Annotated in this window: 16 protein-coding genes and 1 pseudogene; 12 read left to right on the forward strand and 5 right to left on the reverse strand. The window is 59.9% G+C overall.

Features of this window, described 5'->3' with window-relative positions; genetic code table 11:
• Nucleotides 1-171: 171 nt before the first annotated feature.
• Nucleotides 172-2,610, reverse strand: a complete 2,439-nt coding sequence (locus tag CFII68_RS24350) for a Lon protease family protein (RefSeq protein ID WP_014340288.1) — start codon at nucleotides 2,608-2,610, stop codon at nucleotides 172-174.
• 288 nt (nucleotides 2,611-2,898) lie between these two features.
• Here CFII68_RS24350 and CFII68_RS24345 point away from each other — a divergent pair, with 288 nt between their 5' ends.
• From CFII68_RS24345 to lanM, 6 genes are all read left to right on the forward strand, one after another.
• Complete coding sequence (locus tag CFII68_RS24345; RefSeq protein ID WP_003185616.1) at nucleotides 2,899-3,387, forward strand: DUF3015 domain-containing protein; 489 nt, start codon at nucleotides 2,899-2,901, stop codon at nucleotides 3,385-3,387.
• Between the two features lie 88 nt (nucleotides 3,388-3,475).
• Nucleotides 3,476-5,329, forward strand: a complete 1,854-nt coding sequence (locus CFII68_RS24340) for a DUF4105 domain-containing protein (RefSeq protein WP_018601019.1) — start codon at nucleotides 3,476-3,478, stop codon at nucleotides 5,327-5,329.
• Between the two features lie 104 nt (nucleotides 5,330-5,433).
• On the forward strand, nucleotides 5,434-5,790 hold the full coding sequence (locus tag CFII68_RS24335) for a hypothetical protein (RefSeq protein ID WP_014340290.1): 357 nt from the start codon (nucleotides 5,434-5,436) through the stop codon (nucleotides 5,788-5,790).
• A gap of 71 nt (nucleotides 5,791-5,861) precedes the next feature.
• Complete coding sequence (locus tag CFII68_RS24330) at nucleotides 5,862-6,353, forward strand: GreA/GreB family elongation factor (RefSeq protein ID WP_018601022.1); 492 nt, start codon at nucleotides 5,862-5,864, stop codon at nucleotides 6,351-6,353.
• A gap of 491 nt (nucleotides 6,354-6,844) precedes the next feature.
• The gene (locus tag CFII68_RS27625) at nucleotides 6,845-7,000 is read left to right on the forward strand and encodes a hypothetical protein (protein ID WP_018601025.1); all 156 of its coding nucleotides are present in this window, start codon (nucleotides 6,845-6,847) and stop codon (nucleotides 6,998-7,000) included.
• Nucleotides 7,001-7,085: 85 nt separating this feature from the next.
• Nucleotides 7,086-10,169, forward strand: a complete 3,084-nt coding sequence (gene lanM, locus CFII68_RS24325) for a type 2 lanthipeptide synthetase LanM (RefSeq protein WP_018601027.1) — start codon at nucleotides 7,086-7,088, stop codon at nucleotides 10,167-10,169.
• Nucleotides 10,170-10,353: 184 nt separating this feature from the next.
• On the opposite strand, the gene ettA is transcribed toward lanM, so the two are convergent.
• Nucleotides 10,354-12,018 carry an energy-dependent translational throttle protein EttA gene (gene ettA, locus CFII68_RS24320; RefSeq protein ID WP_018601028.1) on the reverse strand — a complete coding sequence of 555 codons (1,665 nt, stop codon included), beginning with the start codon at nucleotides 12,016-12,018 and terminating at the stop codon, nucleotides 10,354-10,356.
• A gap of 271 nt (nucleotides 12,019-12,289) precedes the next feature.
• On the opposite strand from ettA, the gene CFII68_RS24315 reads away from it, so the two are divergent.
• The 6 genes from CFII68_RS24315 to CFII68_RS24290 all read left to right on the forward strand — a co-directional run bounded on the left by CFII68_RS24315 (nucleotide 12,290) and on the right by CFII68_RS24290 (nucleotide 21,994).
• Complete coding sequence (locus CFII68_RS24315) at nucleotides 12,290-16,138, forward strand: bifunctional diguanylate cyclase/phosphodiesterase (protein ID WP_033062357.1); 3,849 nt, start codon at nucleotides 12,290-12,292, stop codon at nucleotides 16,136-16,138.
• 678 nt (nucleotides 16,139-16,816) lie between these two features.
• Nucleotides 16,817-18,070 (forward strand): serine hydroxymethyltransferase, encoded by a 1,254-nt coding sequence (gene glyA, locus CFII68_RS24310; protein WP_018601030.1) that lies wholly within the window; start codon nucleotides 16,817-16,819, stop codon nucleotides 18,068-18,070.
• A 202-nt stretch (nucleotides 18,071-18,272) separates the two neighbouring features.
• Entirely contained in the window at nucleotides 18,273-18,803 is a 531-nt protein-coding gene (locus tag CFII68_RS24305; RefSeq protein WP_018601031.1) for a hypothetical protein, read from the forward strand.
• A gap of 398 nt (nucleotides 18,804-19,201) precedes the next feature.
• Nucleotides 19,202-20,515, forward strand: a complete 1,314-nt coding sequence (locus CFII68_RS24300; protein WP_018601032.1) for a C4-dicarboxylate transporter DctA — start codon at nucleotides 19,202-19,204, stop codon at nucleotides 20,513-20,515.
• 59 nt (nucleotides 20,516-20,574) lie between these two features.
• Complete coding sequence (locus CFII68_RS24295; protein ID WP_018601033.1) at nucleotides 20,575-21,279, forward strand: FadR/GntR family transcriptional regulator; 705 nt, start codon at nucleotides 20,575-20,577, stop codon at nucleotides 21,277-21,279.
• Between the two features lie 22 nt (nucleotides 21,280-21,301).
• Nucleotides 21,302-21,994 (forward strand): GntR family transcriptional regulator, encoded by a 693-nt coding sequence (locus CFII68_RS24290; RefSeq protein ID WP_018601035.1) that lies wholly within the window; start codon nucleotides 21,302-21,304, stop codon nucleotides 21,992-21,994.
• A 138-nt stretch (nucleotides 21,995-22,132) separates the two neighbouring features.
• On the opposite strand, the gene yjiA is transcribed toward CFII68_RS24290, so the two are convergent.
• The 3 genes and pseudogenes from yjiA to CFII68_RS24275 form a co-directional block, all read right to left on the reverse strand.
• Complete coding sequence (gene yjiA, locus CFII68_RS24285) at nucleotides 22,133-23,101, reverse strand: GTPase (protein WP_018601037.1); 969 nt, start codon at nucleotides 23,099-23,101, stop codon at nucleotides 22,133-22,135.
• Nucleotides 23,102-23,384: 283 nt separating this feature from the next.
• Nucleotides 23,385-23,582 carry a YbdD/YjiX family protein gene (locus CFII68_RS24280; RefSeq protein WP_003182142.1) on the reverse strand — a complete coding sequence of 66 codons (198 nt, stop codon included), beginning with the start codon at nucleotides 23,580-23,582 and terminating at the stop codon, nucleotides 23,385-23,387.
• A gap of 15 nt (nucleotides 23,583-23,597) precedes the next feature.
• A pseudogene (locus CFII68_RS24275) lies at nucleotides 23,598-23,856 on the reverse strand (carbon starvation protein A); the annotation flags it as partial.

Here is a 23,856-nt window from a genome sequence, read left to right on the forward strand (position 1 = left end):
GAGCAAGCCTGTGGGAGCAAGGCTTGCTCGCGATGGGGTTGTCACATGCAACATTTCTGTTGACTGGACAAACGCTATCGCGAGCAAGCTTTGCTCCCACAGGCTTTGCTCCCACGGCTGTTCTCCCACAAGCTAGCTCCCACAGGAGGTCTTGCGGCGGTCAGGAAAACATCAAGCCGGCTTGGCCTCCGCCAGAGCCTGCTGCGCCAGTTCCTTTTCCGCTTCCTTGATGTCGTCTTCGCTGATCATCTCCGCGATCACCCGCAGCCGCTCCACCACGCGGGCGTTGACGCTGCCCTCGGGGAACTCGCCGTTTTCGTCCGGCTCGCCGGCAGGCTCGCCCACCAGCAGGCTCAGGGCTTCGTCGGCCTGGCGCACGGCATAGACGTGGAACTGCCCGGCGCGCACGGCGGCCAGCACTTTCTCGTCGAGCATCAGGGTCGCGACGTTGGCCTGGGGAATGATCGCCCCCTGCTCACCGGTCAACCCACGGGCTTCGCAGAGGCGGAAGAAGCCTTCGATCTTCTCGTTGACCCCGCCCACCGCTTGCACTTCACCGAACTGGTTGATCGAACCGGTGATGGCGAAGCACTGCTTCAACGGCGTCTTCGACAGGGCCGAGATCAGCGTGCACGCCTCGCCCAGGGACGCGCTGTCGCCGTCCACGTAACCGTAGGACTGCTCCAGCGCGATACTGGCCGAGATCGCCAGCGGGAACTCCTGGGCATAACGGCTACCCAGGTAACCGGTCAGAATCATCACGCCCTTGGAGTGGATCGGCTGGCCGAGGTTGACCTCCCGCTCGATGTCGACGATGCCGCTGCCGCCCGGGTACACCGTGGCGGAAATCCGCGCGGGTACACCAAACGCAGAGTCGCCGACCTCGAGTACCGTCAGCCCGTTGCATTTGCCCACGGCCGCACCCGCGGTGTCGATCAGGATGATCCCGGCGAGCATGTCGTCGAGGATTCGCGCCGAGACACGCCCGGTACGGGTGGCCTTGGCCTTGAGGGCGCGTTCGATGTGGCCGGCGTCGGTCATCTCGTCACCGGCCAGTTGGCGAATGAAATCCGCCTCGCTGACCAGTTGGAACAGGTCACCGATGCGCGCCGACAAGCGCCCCTGGTGTTCGGCCAGACGCGCACTGTAGGTCGCCAGGCGCGCCACCGCGTCGGCGGTCAGCGGCGCCATGCCCTCTTCCGAAGTGCGGGTCTTGAGCAACTGGGCGAACTGCTCCAGGCTCTCGTCGCCCATTGGGATGTCTTCGTCGAAATCCACCAGCACGCGAAACATTTCCTGGAAGTCCGGATCCAGGTCCTGCAAGGCGTAGTAGAGCTGGCGGGCGCCAATGATCACGACCTTGACCTGCAACGGGATGTGCTGCGGCGTCAGGGTCACCGTGGCCAGCCGACCCAGCTCACCCAACGGCGATTCCATTTTCAGCTTGCGCGATTGCAGGGCACGCTTGAGCGCATCCCACACAAACGGCTCACCGAGCATTTTTTCCGCTTCCAGAATCAGGAAACCGCCGTTGGCCCGGTGCAAGGCGCCCGGACGCAACTGCCGGTAGGTGGTGTAGAGCGCACCCTGGTCGGTGCTGTATTCGATGCGACCAAACAGGTTGTCGTAAGTCGGGTGCGGCTCGAACACCACTGGCGCGCCGCCACTGAACGGATGCCCGACCACCAGGCTCGGGGCGTACTGTTCCTCCAGCAGCTTGCGGGCGATGGCGTCGGTCTTGCTGTCGTCCACCAATTGCTCGACCACGGTCTTGAGCAGATAGACCTGCATGGCCTGCAGGTAGCCGCAGACCGCAGCGTTCTCTGCGTATTTCTCCGACAAGGGTGCCAGCAACGGTTGCAGGGCCAGGGTGATGGTTTCTTCGTTGAGGTGGCGCAACTGGTTGCTGGACTCGCGCTTCCATTGCGGCAGGCTGGCGAGTTCTTCGTTCAAGCGCTCTTCCAGGCCCGAGATGTCCTCATGGAAACGCTCGCGCTCGGCTTCCGGCAACTGGGCGAATTCCGCTTCATCCAGGGCCTTGCCTTCGCTCATTGGCGTGAAGGCGATGTTGCTGCTGTCACGGTACAGCGCGACATCCTTCTCCAGCGCCAGGCGCTCGATCACATCCAGGGCGCGGTCGTAGCGCTGGTTGAAGGCGCGGTCAATGGCGCTTTTCTTCTGCTGATAGGACGGGTGCTCGAACACCGCCGGGAAGGTCGCCAGCAGGTTGTCGATCAGGCCGTTGATGTCGGTGATGAAAGCACCGGCCGTGCCTGACGGCAGTTCCAGGGCACGGGGTTCGCGGGGCTCATCGAAGTTGTTGACGTAGACCCAGTCCGCCGGGGTCTGCAGGCGCTTGCCTTCGGCCTTGAGGTAGCGTTTGACGAACGAAAACCGGCCAGTGCCGGGCTCACCCATGACGAATACGTTGTAACCGGGGCGCGGCATGGCCACGCCGAACTGCAAGGCTTCGACCGCACGTTCCTGGCCAAGCACACCGCGGAAGGGCTCCAGATCATTGGTGGTAGAGAAGCTGAACTGTTCAGCGGAAAACGGACGGGTCAGCGCTTCGGGCGCTAGACGCAAGCTGGCAGCAACAGGATCAGGCATCGGGCTTCCTTACATCAGGCGGGGCAGATAGCGGCATTCTGGCGCTGCCTGTACCTGACTGGCAAGGAGCGCCTCTGCCCAAAGCATAGTCAATGGGAAAACCTCGGGCGGGGCCCAGCAGACAGGCGATCCCCAGCAATGTTTTTGCAAAATGTCACGGAACCCCAGGATCGTGCCTAAACTCCAAACTGCGCGGCTGGAACAATAACCGGCCCACTGGCGCTTAGCTCAACAGGAACGAAGGTGCCAGACCCTGTCCATCGGTATGCACATAAAGAGAACATAGCTATGAAACGGATTCTTCTCGGTACTCTCTTCACCGCTGTATCCATCAACGCCATGGCTCAGGCGCCGGGCGGCCCGGATTGCGGCTGGGGCAACATGCTGTTCGAAGGTCAGCGTGGCACTCCGGCACACTTCCTGGCATCCACCACCAACGGCACTTCCGGTAACGCTACCTTCGGCATGACATCCGGCACCAACGGTTGCTCGACCAACGCGGCACTGACCTACGGTGGCAAGTCCTGGCTGGCCATGAATGGCATGATGAACGAGCTGTCCGAAGACATGGCCAAGGGTCAAGGCGAAGCGCTGACCACCTACGCCGTGGTACTGGGCGTAGCGCCGGAAGACCGCGCACATTTCTCCGCCGTCACCCACGAGCACTTCCAGCAGATCTTCAGCAAGGCTGACGTGACCGCCGAAGACGTGCATACCAACACCCTGGCCGTGCTGAAAAGCGATCCTCGCCTGGCCAAGTACGCCACTCAAGCTTAAGCTCGACACCACTCGCTCCTCTCGGGGAGCGGGTTTTCTTTTTGGGGCCCCTTCGGTCTTTATTTTTCGCCTTTCCAAGTAGCCGACTATGCTCAAACGCCTTGCCTGGCTGGCGCTCTGTGTGTGCGCCCCGCTGTCCGCCGCGCCTCATGTCGACCCTCAACGTTTGCAGCAACTGGCCAATGACCGCTTCTGGATTTCCCTGGGCCACTACGAAACCGCCAAGCTTGGCGGTTGGCGCAGCTATATCAGCGACAAGAAATTCTTCCTCGCGCCCGATGGCAACGAACATCCCGAGCGTGAACTGAGCGCCACGCTAAAAGCCCTGTACGGCCCGGCCAGCGCCGGCCAGCAGCATGCCCAGTGCGTGTACCCGGCGCGAACGCGCTGGCTCAAGGCCCAGCTCAACCTGACGGATCTGCCGGCCGTTGACTGCAGCGACTTCAACCAATGGTTCAAGGACGTCTCGCCCCACAGCGCGGTGATGATCTTCCCCGCGGCGTACCTGAACAGCCCGTCCTCGATGTTCGGCCACACCCTGCTGCGCATCGACCAGGCCGATGTGCAAAGCGACAAGACCGCCCTGCTCAGCTATGCGATCAATTTCGGCGCCTACATCGAAGGCTCGGACAACAGCATCCTCTATGCCTGGAAGGGCCTGATGGGCGGCTATCCCGGCCTGTTCGCCCTGGTGCCGTACCAGGAAAAACTCTCCGAGTACCGTAGCCTGGAGAACCGCGACCTGTGGGAATATCGCCTGAACCTGAGCCAGGCGGAAACCGAGCGCATGGTCGAGCACGTCTGGGAACTCAAGCAGATTCAGTTCGACTATTTTTTCTTCGACGAAAACTGCTCCTATCGCCTGCTCGAATTGCTGCAAGTGGCTCGCCCTAGCCTGCGCCTGACTGAACAGTTCCCGCTGACCGCGATTCCCACCGACACCGTCAAGGCAGTGAAAGAAGCTGGCCTGGTGGAAAGCATCCAGTATCGACCGTCCCGTGAACGGGAACTGCTCAGCCGCGCCGAACCGCTCAGCGACGATGAACAGCAATGGGTACTGAAAGTCAGCGCCGACCAGCAGCAACTGCAAGCCCCCGGCTTCAAGGCGCTGCCGCGCAAACGCCAGGCGCTGGTCATCGATGCGGCCTATCGCCTGGAGCGCTATCGCGCCAACGGCCAGGAGCGCGATCCGCAGCGCTCCCAGCGCAGTTTCGAACTGTTGCGGGCGATCAATCAGAACCCCGCGCCGGAACTCGATATCCCGCAACCGGGCCTGCCCGAGGACGGTCACCAATCGCGCACCTGGCAGGCCGGCCTCGGCACGCGAGGCGACCGGGCGTTCGGTGAGTATGGCTTGCGCATGGCCTATCACGATCTCAACGACAACGTCGAGAGCTTCCCCTTGGGCGCACAGATCGAAATCCTGCAATTGAAACTGCGCCAGTACGAAGGCAATGACTGGCAGGTGCAACAACTGGACCTGGCGACCATTCGCTCCCTGACCCCACGCAACGAGCTGCTGCAACCGCTGTCCTGGCAGGTCACCGGCGGCCTGGAGCGGGTGCCAGGCAAACACGACGACGAAACCCTGGTCAGCCACGTCAACGGCGGCGCGGGTGGCACCTGGGCGCTGGGCGAAGAGGTGCTGGGCTTTGCCCTGGGCACGGTGCGGGTCGAGCACAACAACGACTTCGCCCAATTCATCGCCCCGGCTGCCGGTTTCAACAGCGGTGTGTTGTGGAAAAACCCGCTGGGCAACCTGAGCCTGGAAGCCAAGGGGGATTATTTCGTCAACGGCGAAGTGCGTCGCAGCCTGAGCCTCAATCAGCAATGGGAATTGTCCCGCAACCTGGGCCTGCGCCTGAGTGCCCAGCGAGAATTCAGCCAATTGGCCTCGCCGGAGAACGAGGTGATGCTCGAGGTGAAGTGGTACCACTACTGACAAAGGCAGGCGCAACGAACGGATTAATCACCGCGCTTTCACGCCTTACTGACGAATCCACTCCTAGACTTCTTGTATGAGCGGGATTCGGCAGGAAAGCAGAAATGAAGCGTGCGGCAGTGGTCCTGAGTGTGTTGATGTTGCTCGGTGGCTGTGAAACCACCCACGAAGACCTGATCGCCCGGGGTTATCCACCAGCGTTCGCCGACGGCTACGACGACGGTTGCAGCAGTGGCCGGCAAGCCGCCGGGGTGATCACCGGCCAATTCAGGAAAGACGTGCCGCGTTACCTCAAGGATCCGCGCTACGCCGAAGGCTGGAGCGATGGTTTCCGCCAGTGCCAGGCCATGCGCGAGAGCGAAGAGCGTAATGCTTATCGCGAACGCCATTGGGACGAACGTGAACGGGCCTGGCAGCAACAGAAAGACCAGGACGCCGCCCGGGCTTATCGCTCGCCGTAAGTCGCGTACAGACATTCGTCGAAACCAAAAGCCTGCGATCATGGCCAAAACTCCAACTAGAGGAGAACGCCATGAGTCGCGCCTTCGTCAACGAAGACAACGCCGCTGCCCAGGCCGACCAGCCGGTCGAACGCCAGGTCAGCGCGCAACCCAACTACGTCACACCCACCGGACTGGCCCAGCTACAGGCCCGGGTCGCCGAGTTGCAGGCGCTGCACGGCCAGCCGGCGAGCCAAGGGGAACTGGCCGACAAGCAGCGGATCGCCGACCTTGAACGGGATCTGCGCTACTTCAAGCAGCGCCTGCAAAGCGCCCAGGTCGTTGCGCCGACTTCATCCGATCAAGTGCGGATCGGACACTGGGTGACCTTTGTCGATGAGCATGATCATGAGCAGCGGGTGCAATTGGTCGGGGAAGACCAGGCCGATGCGGCCAATGGGCTGATCAACTGGGGCTCGCCGCTGGGGCGGGCGTTGCTGGGGGCCAAGCCAGGGGATGAGGTGACTTGGGAGCGGCCAGCCGGGAATCTCATCATTGAAGTCATTGCTATCGACCTTGAGTGATCCTGGTCGACAGACTTTTGTCGGTGCGGTGACAAGAACGCGCACCAGCTCCGTCGAACTGCAACTAGAGAACACTGACTTATACACCTATAGCAACATGTAACCGCAACATAAAGTTATAACGACAAATTTGTGTTAAACCAACAGCGTGCTACTGTTTTCCCGCACTTCAACCCGTGCACAACAAAAGGGAAATACATAATGAGCGAACGAATATTGGCAATGCCTGGTGACTTCGACAGCGACCTAAAGTCCTACCCACAGGTGAACAACCTCGGTATCGAATCAGCGGCGTTGACCATTATCAAATGCGGCACCATAGAGTGCACCGCGATTTCTTGTTAAACCCTGCAATAACCTGCAGCGCAGGTATTTGATACCTCCTAATCCCCCTAAATAACTTCATTACATCCTACAGCTCGGGTGCTTTCCGGCACCCGATTGACCGCTGGTCACTGTATTAGATTGTATAACCTGATGAGGAACTACCTATGAGCGAAAAAATCCTGAACATGTCCGGCGACTTCGATTTCGAGTTCAACGCCTATCAAGCGCCCGCCAACACCGGCGAGATCCTGGCAACGACGATGGAATGCAACACCTTCGGAACCTGCACCAACATTGGCTGTTCGACAATCGGGTGTTAATAGCGCCTGACTGACCATCGAAACTTGCAACAAACGTTAACATAGAGCAGGCACCGCCTGCTCTATCCATGTCAGGAGCTACGGCATGCTTGTCAATGCTTTAAAGTTGGATCAGCGAGGGAAGTACGGATTCTCTTCCGAAGGTTGCATCGCCCTTTTTGAAAACAACCTGAGCCGTCTACATACTGATGATCAGGCCTTGCTGGATCACTTTGGAGTGGGCAGGGAACAACTGGTTTCCCATATCAATTCACCCATCGACAACGAGCCCCTGCCTGTCGACGGTGAAACCGTCCTGAACACCCTGAAGAAAAAGCTTGCTCGACTTGACAGCATTAATATGGAAACGAACACAAGCTCGGGCGACAAAGACAATTTTTATTGGTTTGGTTATCGTTTTTTTCTTTATGCCATCGAGATCTTCCAAGCGGATGGGCGCTATTCCCATGCGTCAACATACATTAACGAACCCACTTTTTTTACAAGCCTGGAACCCTATGTCCTGGCCCGGGTTGGTCGCACGTCAGAACAAAGCCTGGTCCATTATTTGAACACGAAAATCGCCCACGGCGATGACATTGACTTGAGCACGTTCAACGAACAGCTGCGCACATTGCCGCTGCTGAAGTTCTTCGAAGCCTACCCGGTGCTGGCGATGTTGTTGTTTGATCTGCTGGAAGACACCCTCGATTATCTTTATGCGGTCATTCTCGACTTCGCTGCCGATATCGAGTCGCTGGAAGCTGAATTTTCTGTTCCGTCTCGACAAATCGACGCTATTGAGCTCGGCCTGGGGGACCCCCACGGCCGTGGTAAAACGGTCTGTCAGGTTAAAATCTGCGCGATTTCATTGGTCTACAAACCGAGGGCAAGCCGAGAGGCGCTTTTTTTCAACCGCCTTCTGGACCAACTGCATGAATGGACAAAAGCGGATTGTTTTTCCATCCGCGCCCCCAGGATTCTCAGCCGCGAGCGGCGTAGCTGGGTGGAAAAAATCGACAACGAGCCCTGCGACAACGCAGCGGACGTTGAACTGTTCTATAAGAAAATGGGCGCGCAGATAGCGGTCATTCATGCACTGAACGGCATCGACTTTCACTACGAGAATATTATTGCGTGCGGCAACAGTCCGGTCATGATCGACCTTGAGTGTTTATTCACCGCTTCCACCAGCGACCTGCTGAGCGACCTGCCCGCTGGCTGTGCATTGTCCAACAGCTTTAGATCGGTCCAGCAGTCGGTATGCTCCAGCGGTTTTCTCCCCTTTTCACAACACCCCAATAACGACCAGAGCGGGCTGAGTCGGCAAGAGCTATTCATCGCCACCCGCCATTCGCTGGTTTTCGAGGATGGCTTTTATCATTTGCGTAAAATCTCATTCGAACATCAGCTGATACAAAAACACCTGCCGCTTTTGCAGGGTGAGCGCAAGGGACTGGAAGCCTATAAAACCGAACTGTTCCAAGGCTTTGAATATGCCTATAAGGAATTGATGGTTCATCGATACAAGATCATGCGGATGCTGGAACAATCCGCCGGTGAACTGACCACCCGCGTATTGCTCAAAAATTCTCAGCGCTATGCCGATTTTATCGGGCTGATCCGTCATCCACGCTTTACACAAAACATGCTCGACAGAGAACTTCTGCTCGCAACCCTGTGGAAAGACCTGAAAGAACCCTATCGGAAGATGGGCATTCCTCGCTATGAAATAGCCGACCTGCAGAGGTCCAGCATTCCGTGTTTCACCATGCCTCTGAGCGCCAACCATTTTATGAGCGCACAGGGTGAAACAATAGAGATGGCAGCCGTGGAGCCACCGATAAAAAGCTGTCTTCAAAAGATAGCCAACCTGTCCCGAAGGGACTGGGCTTTACAACGCACACTGCTCGAAATCTGTTTGTTTCCAGAGCCAATTGGACATCCGCCACCCCGTGTCGGGCAGGTGCCTGGGGACCTTAAAAAGACGCTCCAGGCGGACCGACTCGACGCCATATCGAGCATCAGTTCCCGCCTTGAGGAGCTCGCGGTAGCGGGAACAACAACGGACGTAAGCTGGTTGTATTTTCATACGCATCCCACGACACGCAGAAAATACCCGTCACCCATGGATCACGGGCTTTACTCCGGTATCGCCGGGATTGGGTTGTTTTACCTGAGCCTGTTTAAAGTGAGTGGTCAACCCGTCTTTCTGTCGCGCATGGATCAAGTCCTGTACTCACTGGAACAACGCTTCGGCTTCTTCAAAACCGATTTGACGGTCAGCGCCTATCACGGGCTCGGGGCTTTCATCTATTTGCTCGTCAATCGTCGCCAGATCACTGGCGACGCCAGCCATGATGAAAGAATTGCCGGCCTGTTGGCCCAGCTGATTGAAGTGCCTCCTGAAAATTATGAGTTCGACTTCCTGGGAGGTTGTTGTGGAACGGTGACGCTGCTGGCCAATATCCATGCGTTGTCTGCGCAAAAGGATGTGCTGCCGGCCATCCGACGCATGGTCGACTACATCAAGGATCAAATCCTGATTGAAGACGGCCAACTGCTACGACGCAGTGATCGCTCCGTCATTTTGACGGGCTTGTCCCATGGCCTCTCGGGCGTCATCCATGCATTGTGCAAAGCCTATGACGTGACCGGCGATTCGGCTCTGGTGCCCTTGGCCATCCAGGTGCTGGAGGGTGAAAACCGCTTGAGTCGGGATGGTTTCTGGCTGGACCTGCGCAACCTCGGGCCGGCGGACCATACGTCCAAGTGGTGCCACGGCGATGGAGGTATCCTCATCGCCAGGCGACAGCTCATGGAATCGATGGGAGACGCCCTGGACGAAGCGACCCGGCAGACAGTGCACGACGATATACGACGATGCGAGAACAACCTCTGGGCCCATGGGTTTGGCGAAGGCTACAACCTTTGTCATGGTGATTTCGGCAATCTGATCTGTCTGTATGACTTGTATCGGCATTCCGATAATTCTGAAGGCATGGGCAGAGTCAGAGAGGCACTTGACGAAGTCGCCCAGCAGTTTTTCGAAGGGCCTTATCTGGATAGCGACCGGGTGCCCGACGTCAGTCTGCTGACTGGAATCGCGGGGGCGGGCTATGCCTTGCTGTACGAGATCGATCCGACAATCCCCAATGTTCTCTCGCTCGATTTCGCGGTGCTCGGGTAGCCCCATCAATTAAGCCTTACAAACTGTGGGAGCGAGCTTGCTCGCGATAGCGGTGTGACAGCCAGTGGAAATGTTGACTGACCCACCGCCACCGCCATCGCGAGCAAGCTCGCTCCCACAATGGATTTACATCCATAAAAAAACGGAGCCTTCGAAGGCTCCGTTTTTTATGCAACCGACCGAATCAGGCCAGTTTCTTGTGCCGTACGCGATGCGGCTGGGCAGCGGCTTCGCCGAGGCGTTTCTTGCGATCGGCTTCGTACTCGGTGTAGTTGCCTTCGAAGAACACCGCTTGCGAGTCGTCTTCGTACGCCAGGATGTGGGTCGCCACGCGGTCGAGGAACCACCGATCGTGGGAGATCACAATGGCGGCGCCCGGGAAGTCCAGCAAGGCTTCTTCCAGGGAACGCAGGGTTTCGACGTCGAGGTCGTTGGACGGTTCGTCGAGCAGCAGGACGTTGCCACCCTCCTTCAAGGTCAACGCCAGGTGCAAGCGACCGCGCTCACCACCGGACAAGTCCTTGACGAACTTCTGCTGGTCGCCGCCCTTGAAGTTGAAGCGGCCCACATAAGTGCGCGACGGGATTTCATAGTTGCCGATGCGGATCTGGTCGGAACCGTCGGAGATCTGCTGGAACACGGTCTTGCTGCCGTCCAGGTCTTCGCGGCTCTGGTCGACGCAGGCCAGTTGCACGGTCTCACCGATTTCAATGCTGCCCGAATCCGGCGTTTCCTTGCCCATCAGCATGCGGAACAGCGTGGATTTACCCGCGCCGTTACCGCCGATCACACCGACGATGGCACCTTTTGGCATGGAGAACGACAGGTTGTCGATCAGCACGCGGTCGCCATACCCCTTGGTGACGTTCTTGAACTCGATGACCTTGTCACCCAGGCGCGGACCGGCCGGGATGTAGATCTCGTTGGTTTCGCTGCGCTTCTGGAATTCCTGGGATTGCATTTCCTCGAAGCGTTGCAGACGTGCCTTGGATTTGGACTGGCGGGCCTTGGCGCCTTTGCGCACCCACTCCAGTTCTTCCTTCATGGCTTTTTCATGGGCCGACTGCTGCTTGGATTCCTGGGCCAGACGATCGGACTTGGCTTCCAGCCAGCCCGAATAGTTGCCCTCGTACGGAATGCCTGCGCCGCGGTCGAGTTCCAGGATCCAGCCGGCGACGTTGTCCAGGAAGTAACGGTCGTGCGTGATCGCAACCACGGTGCCAGGGAAGTCGTGCAGGAAATGTTCGAGCCAGGCGACGGAATCGGCGTCCAGGTGGTTGGTCGGTTCGTCGAGCAGCAGCATGTCCGGGGCCGACAGCAGCAGGCGGCACAGGGCCACGCGGCGCTTCTCACCACCAGACAGGTGTTCGACCTTCGCGTCCCAGGCCGGCAGGCGCAGCGCATCGGCGGCGACTTCCAGCTGGCGGTCCAGGTTGTGGCCGTCGCTGGCCTGCAGGATCGCTTCGAGCTTGGCCTGTTCGGCGGCCAGCTTGTCGAAATCGGCATCCGGGTCGGCGTAGGCGGCATAGACCTCGTCGAGGCGCGCCTGGGCGTCCTTGATCACGCTAACCGCTTCCTCGACCACTTCACGGACGGTCTTGCTCGGGTCCAGCTGAGGTTCCTGGGGCAGGTAGCCGATGTTCAGGTCCGGCATCGGGCGGGCTTCGCCGTCGAATTCGTTATCGACGCCGGCCATGATTTTCAGCAGCGTGGATTTACCCGAACCGTTGAGGCCCAGTACGCCGATCTTGGCGCCGGGGAAGAAGGACAGAGAAATGTTTTTCAGGATTTCCCGCTTCGGCGGAACAACTTTGCTCAGCCGATGCATGGTGAAGACGTATTGAGCCATGGTGAACCTAGCGTCAGTGACAGGTGAAAAGAACGAGCCAAGCCATGCGCGGCGCCGGCTCTTGACGGTCATCAATGCCTGCGGGCGGATAGAGCCTGGGAATCTGGAGCTGGAACGCTCTTGTTTGACCGGCAAAGCTACCTCAACCGTCGGTCAAGGTCCAGCCGCCAAGGGCTGGCACTTTGCCACAACTCAAGGCATGCTAGCCGCCCTTCGGGCGTCCGGCTTATAGTGCACGTCGCGCCAGTCCAGCAAACCGCAGGATTACAGCTTGTCCAACGTCACTCCGCCCCTGTCCCCTCGCGCACCCGCTGTCGTGCCCGGCTCGCCCCTGCGCGGGACATTGAAGGGTGGCCTGGCCACCCTGGTGCTGCTGTTGCTCGGCTTGCTGTTCTGGCAACTGCTCGATCAACTGCGCGAAACCCAACAGCAACAGCGCCAATACACCATCGACTACACCGCCGATCTTGCCGCACAGGTCAGCCTGAACATGGCCCTGAACGCGCAAATCGCCCTCAACCTGCTACCGATCGTCGAACAACCACAAACGGCCGACGAACAGCAGGCACTGGTTCGCAAACTCCAGCAGTCGTTGCCTGAACTGCGCAGCCTGGCCCTGCTGAGCCCCTCCGGTCGAGTGCTCAGTGACAGCGACGCCGGCAGCCACGACGCCGATTACCTGGGTGAACTGGTGCGGCGCAGTCGGGCCCAGGCGCATTATTTCAGCAATGTCGAAGACGGCTCCGTGGTGCATCTATTGTTGCACCAGGCCAGCGGTAGCAGCCGTGGCTACTGGGCCCTGCGCCTGACCCCAAGCTTTTTCTCCACCCTGACCAAGCAGGCCGATACGGGGCTGCGCCCATTGTGGCTGGTGGAAAACCGTCTCAACCAGCAGATCATCAGCCGCGACGAAAGCCTGCCCTCGAGCAGCCCTACCCATCTATCCCCGGATGACCTGAAAAACACCGTACTGACGGTGCCCCTGAGCAGCAGCGACTGGCAACTGCGAGGGCTGTTCGACCGTCGCCAGGTGATCGAGCAACTGCTGCCGGCGTTCATCGGCAAATGCCTGCTGGGCCTGGCGTTTTCGTTGTTGCCAGTGATCGCGCTCTTGAACATGCGTCGGCGCCAGCGACAGTTGCATGAAGGACGACGGCGCTACCAGGATATTTTCGAAGGCACCGGCGTGGCCCTGTGCGTGCTCGACCTGTCGGGGCTCAAGGCCTTTTTTGAGCGGGCCGGCCTGCACAACGGCGATCAATTGCGCGCCTGGGTGAAAACCGCTCATCAACTCGAGCAATTGCGTCAGGAAGTTCACGTCACCGAAGTCAACCAGATGGCGTTGAAACTGCTCAACGTCGACTCTTGCGATCAGGCCTGGCAACTGCTGGTCGGCAAGGGCGCGCAGGACAACAACCCCGTTGGCTCGAAGCTGCTCGAAGCGTTGCTCGACCAACACAAGCAACTGGAACTGGAAATCAAGCTCCAGGACGCCCATGGCCGCGACCAGCACCTGTGGCTGGTGCTGCGCCTGCCGGAAAAACAGCATGACTATAATGCGGTCATCCTGAGCATCAGCGACATCACCAGCCGCAAGCTGATCGAACTCTCGCTGCTCGAACGCGAAGGTTTCTGGTCCGACGTGGTGCGCACCGTGCCGGATCATCTCTATGTGCAGGACGTCATCAGCCAGCGGATGATCTTCAGCAACCATCACCTGGGCCAGACCCTGGGCTACGACCGCACCGAACTGCACCAGATGGGCGAGTACTTCTGGGAAATCCTGTTGCACAGCGACGACGCCGATCACTACCACAACCTGCGCCAGGAACAACGCCGGGGCGGGTACACGCAACTGTTGCAATGCCAATTGCGCTTTCGCCATCGCAATGGCAAATGGCGCTGCTTCGACATTCGCGAACAGGCCCTGGCCCGCGACCGGCATAACCAGGTGACACGAATCATCGGCGTGGCCAAGGACGTCACCGAGCAGATCGAGGCCAGCGAATCGCTGCGTGACAGCGAGCAGCGCTACCGGATGCTCGCCGAAAGCATCAGCGACGTGATTTTCTCCACCGACAGCAAGCTTTCGCTCAACTATGTCAGCCCGTCGGTGCAAGCGGTACTGGGCTACACCGCCGACTGGATTTTCCAGAGCGGCTGGCAATCGATCATCGCCAACCCGCAACAACTGACCGGCATCTACAGCCTGATGGACCGGGTCAGCAAGGCCCTCGACAAGCCCGACCAACTGGCCGAGCTGCGCAACCAGATGCAGACCCAGTTGTTCCTGTTCGACTGCCTGCGTGCCGACGGGCGCAAGATTCCCATCGAGCTGCGGCTGGTGCTGGTGTGGGATGAACACGGCGCGTTCGAAGGCGTGCTCGGCGTCGGTCGCGACATCAGCCAGCAGCGTCGCGCCGAAAAAGACCTGCGCATGGCCGCCACGGTCTTCGAGCACTCGACCTCGGCGATCCTGATCACCGACCCGGCTGGCTACATTGTCCAGGCCAACGAAGCCTTCAGTCGCGTCAGCGGTTATGCCGTGTCGCAAGTGCTGGACCAGTTGCCCAACATGCTGACCGTGGACGAGCAGCAGGAGGCGCACCTGCGCTACGTGCTCAAGCAGTTGCAACAGCACAGCACCTGGGAAGGCGAAGTCTGGCTCAAGCGCCGCAATGGCGAGCACTACCCGGCCTGGGTCGGCATCACCGCCGTGCTGGATGACGAAGGCGACCTGGCCAGCTATGTGTGCTTCTTCAGCGACATCAGCGAACGCAAGGCCAGCGAGCAGCGCATTCATCGCCTGGCCTATTACGACGCCCTGACTCACCTGCCCAACCGCACGCTGTTCCAGGATCGCCTGCACACCGCGCTGCAATCGGCCGATAGGCAGAAGACCTGGGTCGTGCTGATGTTCCTCGACCTGGACCGCTTCAAGCCGATCAACGACTCCCTGGGCCATGCCGCCGGCGACCGGATGCTCAAGGAAATGGCCACGCGCCTGCTCGGCTGCGTCGCCGACGACGACACCGTGGCACGCATGGGTGGCGATGAATTCACCCTGCTGCTGCAACCACGCGCCAGCCGCGAAATGGCGCTGAACCGGGCAATCAACGTAGCCGAGCAGATCCTCGCCAGCCTGGTCCGGCCATTCGTGCTCGAAGGCCGGGAGTTCTTCGTCACCGCCAGTATCGGTATCGCCCTGAGCCCCCAGGACGGCAACGAACTGAGCCAATTGATGAAGAACGCCGACACGGCCATGTATCACGCCAAGGAGCGTGGCAAGAACAACTTCCAGTTCTACCAGGCCGACATGAACGCCAGCGCCCTGGAGCGCCTGGAGCTGGAAAGCGACCTGCGCCACGCCTTGGAACAGAACGAGTTCGTGCTGTATTACCAGCCGCAGTTCAGCGGCGATGGCAAACGTTTGACTGGCGCCGAAGCCCTGCTGCGCTGGCGCCATCCGCGACGCGGGTTGGTGCCGCCGGGGGACTTCATTCCGGTACTCGAAGAACTCGGTTTGGTGGTGGACGTGGGCGACTGGGTCATCACCGAAGCCTGTCGGCAGCTCAGGACGTGGCACCAGGCCAAGGTCCGGGTGCCGAAGGTCTCGGTCAACATTTCGGCCCGGCAGTTCTCCGACGGCCAGTTGGGCACGCGCATCGCCAATATCCTGCGCAGCACCGGCCTGCCGCCAGCCTGCCTGGAGCTGGAACTGACGGAAAGTATCCTGATGCGCGAAGTCAGCGAGGCAATGCAGATCCTGGCCGGGTTGAAGAACCTGGGCCTGAGCATCGCCGTCGATGACTTCGGCACTGGTTATTCGTCGCTCAACTACCTCAAGCAATTCCCCATCGATGTGCTGAAGATCGACCGCACCTTCGTCGACGGCCTGCCGTCCGGCGAGCAGGATGCGCAGATCGCCCGGGCGATCATCGCCATGGCCCACAGCCTCAACCTGGCGGTGATCGCCGAGGGTGTCGAGACCCACGAGCAACTGGACTTCTTGCGCGAACACGGCTGCGACGAAGTCCAGGGCTACCTGTTCGGCCGCCCGATGCCGGCCACCCGGTTTGAAGCGCAGTTCAGCAATGATGCGTTGTTCATGCTCGACTGAAGCCTTGTACTATCTGGGCCGGCCTCTCGCGGGCAAGCCTTGCTCCCACAGGGGAACACCGGCTTCTGTGGAAAACCCTGCTCCCACAGGGGAACACCGGCTTCTGTGGAAAACCCTGCTCCCACAGGGGAACACCGGCTTCTGTGGAAAACCCTGCTCCCACAGGGGAACACCGGCTTCTGTGGAAAACCCTGCTCCCACAGGGGAACACCGGCTTCTGTGGAAAACCCTGCTCCCACAGGGGAACACCGGCTTCTGTGGAAAACCCTGCTCCCACAGGGGAACACCGGCTTCTGTGGAAAACCCTGCTCCCACAGGGGAACACCGGCTTCTGTGGAAAACCCTGCTCCCACAGGGGAACACCGGCTTCTGTGGAGAACCTTGCTCCCACAGGGGAACACCGGCTTCTGTGGAGAACCTTGCTCCCACAGGGGAACACCGGCTTCTGTGGAGAACCTTGCTCCCACAGGGGAACACCGGCTTCTGTGGAAAACCTTGCTCCCACAGGGGAAAGCGGGCTTCTGTGGGAGCAAGGCTTGCCCGCGATGAGGCCAGTACAGGCAACGCCCCTCTTGCGTGAAACCCATTCGTCCGCGACATGACGCCCTTTCATATGCCTTCCAAAACCGGTTGAGGTAGAATGCCCCCCTTTTCTGCCCCCGATCCTTGAGGACCGCCATGTTCAGCCGTGATTTGACTATTGCCAAGTACGACGCCGATCTCTTTGCCGCCATGGAGCAAGAAGCTCAGCGCCAGGAAGAGCACATTGAGCTGATCGCTTCGGAAAACTACACCAGCCCCGCGGTGATGGAAGCTCAAGGCTCGGTACTGACCAACAAGTACGCCGAAGGCTACCCGGGTAAGCGTTACTACGGTGGTTGCGAGTACGTCGACGTGGTCGAGCAACTGGCCATCGACCGCGCCAAGCAACTGTTCGGTGCCGACTATGCCAACGTCCAGCCGCACGCAGGCTCCCAAGCCAACTCCGCCGTGTACCTGGCGCTGCTGTCGGCCGGTGACACCATCCTGGGCATGAGCCTGGCCCACGGCGGTCACCTGACCCACGGCGCCAGCGTTTCCTCCTCCGGCAAGCTGTACAACGCCGTCCAGTACGGCATCGACGGCAACGGCCTGATCGACTACGACGAAGTCGAGCGCCTGGCCCTCGAGCACAAGCCGAAAATGATCGTGGCCGGTTTCTCCGCCTACTCCCAGATCCTCGACTTCCCGCGCTTTCGCGAGATCGCCGACAAGGTCGGTGCCTACCTGTTCGTCGACATGGCCCACGTGGCCGGCCTGGTCGCCGCTGGCGTCTACCCGAACCCGGTGCCATTCGCCGACGTGGTCACCACCACCACCCACAAGACCCTGCGCGGTCCACGTGGCGGCCTGATCCTGGCGCGCGCCAATGCCGACATCGAGAAGAAGCTGAACTCCGCTGTTTTCCCGGGCGCCCAGGGTGGCCCGCTGGAGCACGTGATCGCAGCCAAGGCGATCTGCTTCAAGGAAGCCCTGCAACCTGAGTTCAAGGCTTACCAGCAACAAGTGGTGAAGAATGCCAAGGCCATGGCCGGCGTGTTCATCGAGCGCGGCTTCGACGTGGTGTCCGGCGGTACTGAAAACCACCTGTTCCTGTTGTCGCTGATCAAGCAAGAGATCTCCGGCAAAGACGCCGACGCGGCGCTGGGCAAGGCGTTCATCACCGTCAACAAGAACTCGGTGCCAAACGACCCACGCTCTCCGTTCGTCACCTCGGGCCTGCGCTTCGGCACCCCGGCCGTGACCACTCGCGGTTTCAAGGAAGCCGAGTGCAAGGAACTGGCTGGCTGGATCTGCGACATCCTGGCGGACCTGAACAACGAAGCGGTCATCGACGCCGTGCGTGAGAAGGTCAAGGCGATCTGCAAGAAGCTGCCGGTCTACGGCGCTTAATTAGCCCGCTAGAGCGCAGTTGAATAAGGCCCGCTTCGAAAGATGCGGGCCTTTTTTATTGCCCTGGAAAACAGGGCGAAACAACTAACACCCTCCAACACTTAATTTTCTGCAATACAGAAAACCCCACACGCAATTAGTAAACCCATACGATCCCTCCTGCCCCCTGAACCTAATCACTCAAAACAGGACGCTTATTCACATGGACAGTGAACAATCCTTTAATGCAACACTCAGCATGTTAAATACCCGCGTAAATCTGCTGGAAAGGCTGCATGGCAAACCCGCGATGGCGACCATCAGTTCATTCAGCGGTGGATTCTTTACCGGTAGACCCCAAACCCAGGATCACTCAAGCCTGCTCGGCATGCACGCCGATGACCAGGGCGTGCGCAGCGAGCCATTGCGGCTGCATTTCCGGTATACAGCGGGTGGCTACTTCCTGACCCTGAAAAACACCGGTGAACACTACAACAAACTGATCAGTAAAAGCTGGCTCGAAGTATTTGGGGTAAGTGATCCAAACACTCGCAACCCGACTCTTTTCAGCCTGCTCGATCATCAGCAAAACATCATCATGCGCAAGCACATCACATCCCGCCATGTCCCCATCTCGCTCATGACAGGCAATAAGAAACATGTCGGGGGACTAAGGGTACGCGGCTCGCCTTATCTTTATCTTGCCGAGACAGAAGAACAGTCAAAAGCCATGTTCATTCTGAGCATCCTATGAGAAAAGTACGCGTCGCACTCTTTTACACTTAACAACACAGATTGTGGCGAGGGAACCGGGCTGCCCTGTAGGAGCTGCTGAAGGCTGCGATCTTTTGATCTTGATCTTTCGCTCGCGACTCAATTGTCCGGGACAAGATCGCAGCCTCGTTGCACTCGACAGCTCCTACGCAGCGGCATCTGCGGCAACTTTTTTCAAGCCGAGAAAAGGCTCAAGGACAAGGCTCGCGCCCCAACTGGTAAGACCGGTCAAGCCAAATCATCACAATCGAGCTTGCATCCCCGCGAAAACAGCGCCTAGACTGCGCCTGCACTGGACAAACCGGTAAGACCACAATAATGAAGTCCCGACGCCAGCCCTCCCTGGCGAACAAGGACACCGAACCAGGAATCCCTCCCATGCTCAAATGGTGCTCGCGGTCGATCTTCCTTCAAGTTGTCCTCGGACTGGTGCTCGGCATCGTCTGCGGGCTTACCCTTCCCGAATATTCTGCACAGCTCAAACCCCTCGGCGACGGCTTTATCAAGCTGATCAAGATGCTCATCGGCCTGATCGTGTTCTGCGTGGTGGTCAGTGGTATCTCCGGTGCCGGCGATCTCAAGAAGGTCGGGCGTATCGGCCTCAAGTCGGTCATCTACTTCGAAATACTCACCACCATCGCCCTGGTCATCGGTCTGGTCCTTGCTTTCAGCACAGGCATTGGCAGCGGCGCGAACATCCACCTGGAGCAGCTCTCCAGCGCGGACGTGAACGATATCGCCCAGCGCGGCCAGCACATGGTCACCACCACCCAATTCCTGATGAACCTGATCCCGACGTCGGTGATCGGAGCATTCGCGGAAAACAACATTCTCCAGGTGCTGCTGTTTGCCGTGCTGTTCGGCAGTGCGTTGAATCTCGTCGGTGACGCCGCTTCCGGCATTTCGCGCCTGATCAACGAACTCAGCCACGTGATCTTCCGCATCATGGGCATGATCGTGCGCCTGGCCCCAATCGGCGTCTTCGGGGCCATTGCCTTCACCACCAGCAAATATGGCCTGGAGTCGCTCCAGCACCTGGGCAGCCTCGTCGGCCTGTTCTACCTGACCTGCATCGCGTTTGTCGCGGTGATCCTGGGTGCGGTGATGCGCGTGTCGGGCCTGCCGATGCTGCCATTCCTCAAATACCTGCGCGAAGAGCTGCTGATCGTACTCGGCACCGCGTCGTCCGACGCCGTGCTGCCACAGATCATGCGCAAGCTCGAACACCTGGGAATCGGCAGCTCCACCGTGGGCCTGGTCATTCCCACCGGCTACTCGTTCAACCTGGATGGTTTCTCGATCTACCTGACCCTGGCCATTGTCTTCATCGCCAACGCGACCGGCACGCCCCTGGCCATGAGCGATCTGTTGACCATCCTGCTGGTCTCGCTGATCACCTCCAAGGGCGCCCACGGGATTCCCGGCTCGGCGCTGGTGATCCTGGCAGCGACGCTGACCGCGATCCCGGCGATCCCGGTGGTCGGCCTGGTGCTGGTGTTGGCCGTGGACTGGTTCATGGGCATCGGTCGCGCCCTGACCAACTTGATTGGCAACTGCGTGGCCACCGTGGCGATTGCCCGCTGGGAAAAAGACATCGACGTCCCTCGGGCGCGCAAGGTGCTGTCCGGCCAACAAGGCTATACCTTCCAACCCAGGAAACCGGTGGGCAGTGCCCATCACCAGCAATTCTGAAAGACGGCGATGCCGGCCCGCGAACCGGCATCGCCTGATCGATTTTCAAGGAGTCACATGTGATCAGTTCATCGACCGTCGTCAATTCCGTGGTGGAGAAACTCCGCGCCGCCCTCGCCCGGGGCCAATGGCGCTCGGGTGACATGCTGCCCGGCCAGCGCGAGCTGGCCGAGCAACTGGGCATCAGCCGACCCAGCCTGCGTGAAGCGGTGATTGTGCTGGAGACCCTGGGCCTGGTGCGCTCGATGCCCGGCAAAGGCGTCGTGGTGCTGGAGGCCCATCTCAACGATGCTGCCGGTGAAGGCAGCGCCATGGCCGGCGCGAGCCTGGAAGACCTGCTGCAGCTGCGCTACACCCTGGAACCGTTCATCGTCGGCCTGGTGGCCCAGTCCATCAGCAGCAAGGACGTCGGCCAGTTGCGCCTGACCCTCATGGACATGCGCGAAGCCCTGGAAGCCAACGACAGCGACGCCTGCGCCAACGCCTACATCGCTTTCCATGAAGAACTGTTTGCCCTGACGTCCAACCCGATCTTCCAGAACGTGGTCCAGCAGACCAGTAACGCTCTCAAGCAGAGCGCCGATGTGTTGCGCAACTCCCCCGAGCACCTGGCCGAACGCCTGGAAGAGAACGAAGCCGTGGTCCGTGCCATCCGGGGCAAGAACAGCGCACAGGCCAGCGCCGAAATGCGCCGGCACATTCTCCGGGAAGGCCAGCGCATGGGCATCGAATTGAATATTCCGGACGACAACCTCGGCACTTGAGCCTGGGCCTGCGGAGACCGCCATGAACAATCTCGTGCCCCATCAGCATAACCGCAATGTACTCGCCGCCCTGCCCCTGCCCGGCCGGGTCGGCAAACCGTCGGTGGACGATATCTATCCGCGGATCTTCGACGCCATCCTCGAACAACGCATTGCCCCGGCCAGCCGCTTCACCGAGGAAAGCCTGGGGGATGTGTTCGGCGTCAGCCGCAGTGTCATTCGCCGCGTCCTGGCGCGCCTGTCCCATCAGCAAGTGGTGATCCTGCGGCCCAACCACCGGCCACAAGTCGCCGCGCCAGACCTGGAGCAGACCCGGCAGATCCTCCACGCCCGCCGCCTGGCCGAGCAGACCCTGGTGCGCCTGGCCTGCAAGGCGCCGCAGCCCAAGGACTTGCAACTGCTGCGCGATCTGGTGGAGCGCGAGCGCCAATGCCTGGATCGTGGTGAGCGTGGCCCGGCGATACGCCTGTCCGGCGAGTTTCACCTGCAACTGGCGGCCATGGCCGGCAACGCACCGTTGATGCAATTCCTCGGCAGCCTGGTGCCGTTGACCTCGCTGGCCCTGGCGCGACACGAGATCAAATCCCGCCGGCACTGCGCCTGGCAGGAACACCTGGCAATCGTCGACGCCGTGGAAGGCCGCAACGTCAACGAAGCGGTGCGGCTGATGGATGAGCACCTGGACCATCTGGAGCAAAAGCTGCTGGTCGCATAGCGGTTGTGGCGAGGGGATTTATCCCCGCTGGGCTGCGCAGCGGCCCTAAAGCAGTTAACTCAATCTTCCTGGCACACCGAGTTGCCTGGTTTGGGGCCGCTGCGCAGCCCAACGGGGATAAATCCCCTCGCCACACTGTTAACGTAGCGCGGCTTCGAAGCCGGCGCGGATCTTCTCTTCGGGCAGTTCGTCGGCGATGAACACGATCACGCTTTCCCGGGCTTCGCCGGGGGCCCATTCGGTGTCCCAATCGAAACCGTACAACTTGAGCACGCCCTGGAACACCAACCGACGGGGCTCGCCGGCGATGTTCAGCACACCCTTGTAGCGCAGCAATTGTTTGCCGTGTTCTTCCAGCAACTGGTTCATGAACTCGCTGAGCTTGTCGATATCCAGCGCCTTATCGGTACGCAGAACCAAACTGCTGATGCGATCACCCGGTGTGGCCTTGCCGACCGGTCGCAGGCTGAACCCTGCGCCCAAGTCCGCATTGAGATTGAAGCCACGAATATCGAGCAGCTCGGCCAGGTCGATCTTGCCGTGCTCGACCACCCGGATCGGCGCCCGTCGGTTGATGCGCGTCAGGCGCTCACCAAGGGCCTGGACCTGGGCCGTGTCCACCAGGTCGGTCTTGCTCAGGAGCAGGCGATCGGCAAACCCGACCTGGGCCTGGGCGATGGCCTGGGTCAGGTGGATCTCGGCATGAGCAGCGTCCACCAGCGTAAGAATGCCGTCGAGGATATAGCGCTCGCGCAGGTCCTCGTCGATGAAAAAAGTCTGCGCCACCGGGGCCGGATCGGCCAGGCCGGTGCATTCGATCACCAGGCGGTCGAAGGCGATCTCGCCGCTGTCCAGCCGCTCAAGCAACAGGTACAGGGCCTTGGTCAGGTCGGTGTGAATGGTGCAGCACACGCAACCGTTGGCCAGGGTCATGACCTGCACCGGCTCGTCGCCCAGCAGTTGGGTGTCGATGCCGGCATCGCTGAATTCGTTCTCGATCACGGCGATCTTAAGGCCGTGCTCGGCCTTGAGCAGATGGCGCAACAGCGTGGTCTTGCCGGCGCCGAGGAAGCCGCTGAGGATGGTGACTGGGATGGGAGAGGACAAACTGAATCTCCTTGATGCCTGAAAGGGAAGCGGTTTTGTGGGAGCGGGCTTGCTCGCGAAGGCGGTGGATCAGTCGACATTATCATTAACTGACACTCCGCCATCGCGAGCAAGCTCGCTCCCACAGGGAATCGGTGGTGTATGCAAATCCTGAGACCACCCCAAAACAACTGTGGGAGCGAGCTTGCTCGCGAAGGCGTTGGATCAGTCGACATCATCGTTAACTGACACTCCGCCTTCGCGAGCAAGCCCGCTCCCACATGGGGTTTGAGGCTAGCTCAACTCAACAGCACTTGGGCCCACCCTTGCCGCCGTAACGGGCCTCCTGGCGTTCACGAAAGAACGCCTCGTAGTCCATCATCGGCTTGTCCGGGTGCTTGGTTTGCATGTGCTCGACGTAGTTGTCGTAGTCGGGCATGCCGACCATCAGGCGGGCGGCCTGACCGAGGTATTTACCCAGGCGACTCAAGTCATTGAACATCGTTGCAATCCTCTATCAAGCGTCTGGCAGGGCCTGGAATGGCGCTTCTTTGTCCGTGCGTTCCTTGGTGCCCCAGGCGGCGATGCCGACCTTGAGCGCGTAGAACAGGATGCTGAAGACCACGAACAGGAACAACACCGTCAGCGTCGCGTTGGTGTAGGCGTTGAACACCACGTGCTGCATCTGCTCGATGCTCTTGGCCGGGGCCAGGATCTGGCCGGCGGCCAGGGCATCGTTGTATTTGCGTGCCAGGGCCAGGAAGCCGATCGCCGGG

The organism is Pseudomonas sp. CFII68 (assembly GCF_000416195.1).
Taxonomy (GTDB): Bacteria; Pseudomonadota; Gammaproteobacteria; order Pseudomonadales; family Pseudomonadaceae; genus Aquipseudomonas; species Aquipseudomonas kilonensis.

Coding starts and splice junctions, on each gene's coding strand:
- CFII68_RS24350 (WP_014340288.1), bottom strand. CDS start 2,610: ATGCCTGATCCTGTTGCTGCCAGCTTGCGTCTAGCGCCCGAAGCGCTG.
- lanM (WP_018601027.1), top strand. CDS start 7,086: ATGCTTGTCAATGCTTTAAAGTTGGATCAGCGAGGGAAGTACGGATTC.
- CFII68_RS24280 (WP_003182142.1), bottom strand. CDS start 23,582: ATGTTCAATGACTTGAGTCGCCTGGGTAAATACCTCGGTCAGGCCGCC.
- CFII68_RS24345 (WP_003185616.1), top strand. CDS start 2,899: ATGAAACGGATTCTTCTCGGTACTCTCTTCACCGCTGTATCCATCAAC.
- CFII68_RS24335 (WP_014340290.1), top strand. CDS start 5,434: ATGAAGCGTGCGGCAGTGGTCCTGAGTGTGTTGATGTTGCTCGGTGGC.
- CFII68_RS24305 (WP_018601031.1), top strand. CDS start 18,273: ATGGACAGTGAACAATCCTTTAATGCAACACTCAGCATGTTAAATACC.
- CFII68_RS24300 (WP_018601032.1), top strand. CDS start 19,202: ATGCTCAAATGGTGCTCGCGGTCGATCTTCCTTCAAGTTGTCCTCGGA.
- ettA (WP_018601028.1), bottom strand. CDS start 12,018: ATGGCTCAATACGTCTTCACCATGCATCGGCTGAGCAAAGTTGTTCCG.
- glyA (WP_018601030.1), top strand. CDS start 16,817: ATGTTCAGCCGTGATTTGACTATTGCCAAGTACGACGCCGATCTCTTT.
- CFII68_RS24330 (WP_018601022.1), top strand. CDS start 5,862: ATGAGTCGCGCCTTCGTCAACGAAGACAACGCCGCTGCCCAGGCCGAC.
- CFII68_RS24340 (WP_018601019.1), top strand. CDS start 3,476: ATGCTCAAACGCCTTGCCTGGCTGGCGCTCTGTGTGTGCGCCCCGCTG.
- CFII68_RS27625 (WP_018601025.1), top strand. CDS start 6,845: ATGAGCGAAAAAATCCTGAACATGTCCGGCGACTTCGATTTCGAGTTC.
- CFII68_RS24290 (WP_018601035.1), top strand. CDS start 21,302: ATGAACAATCTCGTGCCCCATCAGCATAACCGCAATGTACTCGCCGCC.